At 51.6% G+C, this 5,794-nt stretch carries 8 protein-coding genes; 1 reads left to right on the top strand and 7 read right to left on the bottom strand.

Annotated elements, in window-relative coordinates; genetic code table 11:
* Nucleotides 1–294, top strand: a 294-nt coding sequence (locus E0D98_RS20825) for a hypothetical protein (protein WP_240723746.1), incomplete at its 5' end; no start/stop codon positions are given.
* On the opposite strand, the gene E0D98_RS20820 is transcribed toward E0D98_RS20825, so the two are convergent.
* The 7 genes from E0D98_RS20820 to E0D98_RS28035 all read right to left on the bottom strand — a co-directional run bounded on the left by E0D98_RS20820 (nt 291) and on the right by E0D98_RS28035 (nt 5,789).
* A complete protein-coding gene (locus E0D98_RS20820; RefSeq protein ID WP_000970212.1) occupies nt 291–470 on the bottom strand; it encodes a hypothetical protein in 180 nt (59 codons plus the stop codon). The two genes, E0D98_RS20825 and E0D98_RS20820, sit on opposite strands and share 4 nt — an antisense overlap.
* A gap of 20 nt (nt 471–490) precedes the next feature.
* Nucleotides 491–1,483, bottom strand: a complete 993-nt coding sequence (gene traU / locus E0D98_RS20815) for a conjugal transfer pilus assembly protein TraU (RefSeq protein WP_000817328.1) — start codon at nt 1,481–1,483, stop codon at nt 491–493.
* Complete coding sequence (traW, locus tag E0D98_RS20810; protein WP_000877291.1) at nt 1,480–2,112, bottom strand: type-F conjugative transfer system protein TraW; 633 nt, start codon at nt 2,110–2,112, stop codon at nt 1,480–1,482. Before traW ends, traU begins: the two co-directional genes overlap by 4 nt.
* Nucleotides 2,109–2,495, bottom strand: coding sequence for a type-F conjugative transfer system protein TrbI (gene trbI, locus E0D98_RS20805; RefSeq protein ID WP_000214090.1), 387 nt, complete (start codon nt 2,493–2,495; stop codon nt 2,109–2,111). Before trbI ends, traW begins: the two co-directional genes overlap by 4 nt.
* Entirely contained in the window at nt 2,492–5,122 is a 2,631-nt protein-coding gene (traC, locus tag E0D98_RS20800; RefSeq protein ID WP_000069759.1) for a type IV secretion system protein TraC, read from the bottom strand. The genes trbI and traC overlap by 4 nt, the downstream gene beginning before the upstream one ends.
* A 124-nt stretch (nt 5,123–5,246) precedes the next feature.
* Entirely contained in the window at nt 5,247–5,594 is a 348-nt protein-coding gene (locus tag E0D98_RS20795) for a hypothetical protein (RefSeq protein WP_000836684.1), read from the bottom strand.
* A gap of 27 nt (nt 5,595–5,621) precedes the next feature.
* Nucleotides 5,622–5,789, bottom strand: coding sequence for a hypothetical protein (locus E0D98_RS28035; RefSeq protein WP_240723747.1), 168 nt, complete (start codon nt 5,787–5,789; stop codon nt 5,622–5,624).
* Nucleotides 5,790–5,794: the final 5 nt, after the last annotated feature.

Genomic DNA, 5,794 nt, shown 5'->3' with positions numbered 1-5,794 from the left:
GATATATCGATTGCAAGAGATGACAGGCTAAAAACATACCAACAAGGAGTTACAATGAATAATAGCACATCAGAAGACCGCCCTGACTTTTCATTCAGTTATATGGACAATCAGAGAGCAGATGAAATAAAGGCTTTAAAAATATTATTATTCAGCATCATCAGAAATATGCCTCATGATACAGCCATCAGTATTATTAATAACATCGTAAATACTGATAATAATGAGGCGCTCAATAGATTGTGTCTGGAGATAACTGACGCCATGTTAAACACAACGAAAATCGTTGATTAACTTCTTTCTCCATTTATCTTTTTTCTGAGACTGGCGGCAATTAATTGCCAGTCTCTGTATTGCTCTGCTGTTATTTCCTTTTTCTCTATACTGTAAGTGACCTGGAATGCAGGGGGAGCTTCATCCTGATGCAAGGGAAGCTGCGGGCCACATTGTTTCTGTTCTTTTTCCATCATCTGTCCTTTTCTTGTCAGAGTTATAAAAACACACAGTTACGTTTACGCCACATCAGGTAACCGAAGTTTTTCTTTGTGTTGGGCGGATTTTTTCCCGTCTCCCAGCGCATCACACTGCGTCCGAACGGATGGCACTGTCCGCTGTCCGGGTACATATTCACCATCTGATAACGCCAGCGCTCTTTGGGAAGTATGGGCGACGGATATTCATAACAGACAGCCACATCCACGCCGATGCTGTTCATTATCATTCCCTGACGGTGGAGCTTAAACGCCATCCGTTCACTGACCAGCAGGGATGACTGCAACGGACTGGATTCATTGCTCACCCAGCCATTAAACGGATACATACTGCCCTGCGAACCGGCACACCAGAACAGGATATCCAGCGGCTTGTTAAAGGCACTGGCAATGGCATCCACCGCACAGGCTCCCTGTGCTATCGGATTTGCAAAGATGACCGCTTCCGGGTTGAGAATGGTGGTCAGACTGCTGTCTGTCCAGGTAGGGTCAATTTCTGAGATGTACCCGATATCCATATCACCGCCCATCAGACATCCTGCTGAGGTGATAATACTCAGCCAGTATGTCAGCGGGTATTTGTACCAGTGAACATGGTAAAATGCCCCGTTCACCTGCTTGTCGTCTTTTTTGGCCGTTCCCTGCCCGGTTTTCCCCAGCTCCGGGATTGTTATTCCAAGATTTACCATACATCCCGGACTGCGGGTCACATCCGTCAGTGCCATCGGCTCCCAGTAACCAATAGCCAGCCCGATACGTTTAAATACAGGCGGTGGCGCAGGACAGAACTGGATCGGCATTGACGGGTTTATTGTATCCGGCACCTTCCCCTGACTCACTTTTGTGCTGCCCAGCGACAGTGGAAAAATGCAGTTCCAGCAGATATCCGTGATCGGGTTAACAAACCGCCCTTCACAGGCAGCGTCCGCTGACGCTGCGGGAACATGGCCAGTCAGCAGCAAAACCACACACAACCACATACACCGTTTCATTTCCCTCCCTCCCCGACCGGAATAAACTCCACCTTCAGGAAACGATCGCCACTGACAGCACTCACCCGTGCCGGCACCTGATCAATGCCGAGACGCTGGCAGATCACGCCGTTCTGATCAAAGTAAACACGACTGTCCAGAGCCTTCTGCATCTCCGGGATACTGCCCTGCACCAGGATAATTTTGCTCTCCAGTGTGGGAGGCGTCTGGCGCTTCATCCATTCAATCTGCTCAGGATCATCACCGTTGATGAAATACAGCGTCTGGTTGAAAGGCACATACTGCAGCGGGTTCATCACCTCCCCCTGGCGGGCGAAGATACGACCTTCGTTATCCCGGATATCCGCAGCCAGTCTGACAGACGGGTCAAACAGCCGGCTGCTGTATTTCTCCGTCCGACCGATACCGGGCACGGCAGGAGGCCGCAGGCTGTTGCGGATCACCCGCTCCTTAAACGCATCCATTTTCCGGCCCATCTCACCGGACTGCTCCAGTGCCGTCAGGCGCTGCATGATCACCGTCAGCATGTCCGGCTCCTTTACCGGCCACAAATCCCCCCAGGTGCCAAGATCGGCTGCGGACACACTCTGCCCCCATATCAGCAGGGCAATCAGCCCCCGGTATTTCATGGTTCTGCCCTCATTCGCCGGGCTATATCCTGCTGGATTTCACGGGTGATATCCGGTGCCCCCTGTACCACGGCTGGCGACACCAGAATGACAGCGTGGTGCTTCTGCTGCCACGTCTGCAGACTGGCCTCCAGTGCCGCGTTAAAACGGTCAGCCAGCGCCTTAGACTGCGCTTCTGACAGTTTTTTCTGGCTGGCACTGTCAAAAAACGCATCCACTGTCTGTTTCATGTTGAAGGCGACGGTTACCGGCGTGTTCAGTCTGACAATGGCGTAACTGACGGCTGCGTTCAGTAACACCATTGCCAGGCATCCCGGCACCGTCCACCACCAGTGGCTGCGTTGACGGGCTGTAACATCAGTCGTTTTTTGCGTTGTGGTCATGCAACACTCCTGTATTTCTCATGTTCTTCCAGCCAGGCCTCCAGCGAAGCCATCTCCGGGCCTGACTTCTTCCACGCCAGCTGCCACACCGCCTCATGAATGCTCAGGCCCTCCTGACGTTTCTGCTGCACAAACTCAAAATCCGGGCCGTCAGAGCTGTACATGGCGCGGCTTAACGGGTCCACAAACAGACGGTGCCAGGAGGAATGGTTTTCCACCTGCAGCAGGAAGGAACTGAACCACTGGTCTTTGGCCGCACCAAACTTGCCAATCATGTCGCGCTGCAGTGGCAGGAACTGGTCCGGGAATAACTGGTTATATTTCGCGAACTCCTTCGCACTCTGCTTGAGGATAATTTTGTAGGAGGAGTTACCCCATGCGGCACGGGCCGCACTGGAGGCCTTGTCAGAGTCAAAGTCGACGATGTTCTGTGTGATGGTGATATAGGCACCGGTATGACGGCGGGCGGTACGGTAGCCTTTCTCAATAAATTCACCGACCTTGTGATTTTTGAAGTCCAGCAGACGCCAGCCTTCATCAATAACGTTCAGTTTCTTGAGGTTACGCGGCGTGCGGTACATCCGGTTCTCAATGTAAATGATAAGGCTGAACATCACCGCAACCAGCAGGGACGGACGGTCTTCCAGTCCGCCCAGCTCCAGCACCACCATTTTCGCATCATCCCGCAGGGACGGCTCATCGGAGTTGAAATACTGACCATAAGTACCGTTAGCAGTGTACTGGTCAAGCAGCACAATCATTTCGTCCAGACGGCTGCGGATGGTCGGTGACTCGGCATACTGCTCGCTGTCACTGGCGTTTTTCAGGAAATCCACCACGTCATCAATACGTGCCCTGTTCTCTTTGGCCAGCCATGATGCCCTGACTGCCTGCAGCAGCAGACCTTCATGCACTTCATCCAGGTTACCGTTGGGGCTGGCCATCACCGACAACTGGTCACGGATACGCTCCGCTGACTGGTCAATATCGGTGATGTTCGCAAACGGGTTAAAGCGCAGGGTTTCACCATCCAGATATACGCCCCCCATGTTCTCACACAGGGACTTGTAGCCATCCCCCATGTCGAACACCACAGCAAAGCCCCCGGAGTCCAGCACGCTGCGGATAAGTGGCTGTATCAGCCCGGTCTTACCGGCCCCGGATGTTCCACAGACCGCCATGTTGTAGTTGGTGTTATTCATCCCCCGGAAGAAAATATCGATAAACGCCAGCTGGTTACGGTAGGTGGGCGCCAGCAGACCTGCCGGTGTCAGGGGGTTATCCGCCACTAACGGCATCAGGTTGGCCACATTAAAGCTCTCTGCGCGTTGTACCACTCCGGCCTCTTTCAGCTGTCTGAACAGCCCTTTCCCGGCCATAAAGGGCAGGCAGGTCAGAAAATTGCGCATGTGGTTAAAGCGCGGTGAAATCAGCTCAAAACCGTTTTTACGGAAGCTGTTCAGGATGTCCTGCTCCACTTCCAGCGCCGTTTCATTGTTGTCCTTGCAGAACGCTGTGATGTTGAGGAAGTAGGACACCACGGAGGACTGACCTGAGCCCAGCCGCTGACGCAGTTCCCCCCACTCCTTCGCTTCTTTCTCCACGGACGGAAACCATTTGGCATAGGAGGTCTTCGACTTTTTCTCCAGGTCCATGTACTTCAGGTTGGCTTCGCTGTGGGTTTTCACCTGGTCTTCCACCACCAGGGTCAGCGTCAGAATGAACGGGCAGGAGATGGACAGTTCCGGGTTCAGCAGGTTGCTGTAGTTGTCGGCCATGTTCCACAGGAAGGCGATTTCCGGGTTACGGGCCAGATGGAAATTCAGGATGCGGGCCGTGCTGTTCCTGCCGTTCTCACGCAGTCCCAGCGTCAGGTAATCTGCCCGGACCTTCAGGTCAAAACTGTCCTCCACGCACTGATAATTCAAATCAGAATACGGGTCCAGCTGACGTCTTTTCGGGTACAGGGAGTCCGGGTTATGGTTAATCATCTCCCCGACAATATCGATGAAAGCCTGTGCATCCACCGTCTGCGTGGTGATATATGCTCCCTGCAGAGACGCCCGGATGATTTTCACCAGGTTTTCCATTTCCAGAATGTCGGCCCGGCTTTTTTTCTTCGAGGGAGAACAGTACGAGATAAACACCCGGTAATGGCGCAGGGTCAGAGGCAGGTTCAACCCTTCCGGCAGCGGAAACAGTGTTTCTGCGGCTTTCATATAATAGGCCCGGGTAATGGCGTTAAACCGTTCGGCCTGTTCACCTGACCAGGAGAACTCACGCAGCCCGTATTCAATCCTGTCACCAACCAGCTGACTGGACATCAGATGGATACACAACGGAATACCGCGCGGCAGTTTGGTACGCAGCATGTGGTCGAGCGCCTCCACAATGGACTCATTCGCCCCATTGATGGGAATGGCTTCCAGCATAAAGCCCATCGTGGTGTCATTCATGAACAGACCGGATTCCTGGTTGTAATCACGGTACGGCAGCAGACGGCTGAACTGCGGGAAGCTCATTTCGCCCAGAACTTCATTGGCCTTTGCGGATTCGTCAGGCAGTTTCAGTGCTGTGACGAGGGAGTTAACCGCCTGAGTGACGGCCTCAAGTGGGTTATTACTCATATGAGTATTCCTTAGTACGTTTAAAAAAGGAAAATATCAGTCTGTGGCGTGGATATATCACGCAGTGCCATTTCTGAAACCACAGCACAAATAAGAGATGGAGGCTTTTAACAGGAAACCAGGATTAATGTTCCTTTGCTGAATCAGCATCACTTAATGCCTGAAGTTGTTTTTCGCGTATCTTATTGAGCTCGTTTTCTCTTACCCGTCGCGCCTCTGCCATTTCGTTTCTTTTTCTGCATTCTGATGCGATTTTATTTGCCTTACCAAGTGTTAAAGGTTCAGACTGATAATTAAGTGTCTCCTGAAATGCTTCTGCTGCACAGGGAGTTTCCTGTAAAATCTCTGTCACTTGTTCTGGTGTTGCAGGTTGTTGCGCAAGGTAAACGATGTAAACAGGAATACATACAATCATAGCCATAACGCCAACAAATATAAAAGCCAGAACAGATTTTAAATATATCGACTTCATTTCATTTTCCTTCGAAGCAGTAAGCACTCATTGCCCACCACCATTCAGTGTTTCCATCACGTTGTTCAAAGGTTCATTTGTTTTAACTTCAATACACTCCCCTGTATTTCCTAAGGCCCTGCCTCCACGCGCTTCTATTCTCCGAAGGATCTGTACACATACATCCGTATTTGGCACAGGTGTAATATTCCAGATACCAC

Origin of the sequence: Escherichia sp. KCJ4928, assembly GCF_004352695.1 — a bacterium.
Taxonomy (GTDB): domain Bacteria; phylum Pseudomonadota; class Gammaproteobacteria; order Enterobacterales; family Enterobacteriaceae; genus ECMA0423.
Note: the sequence above shows the minus strand (reverse complement) of the source record. Positions and strands in the feature narration are given on the sequence as shown.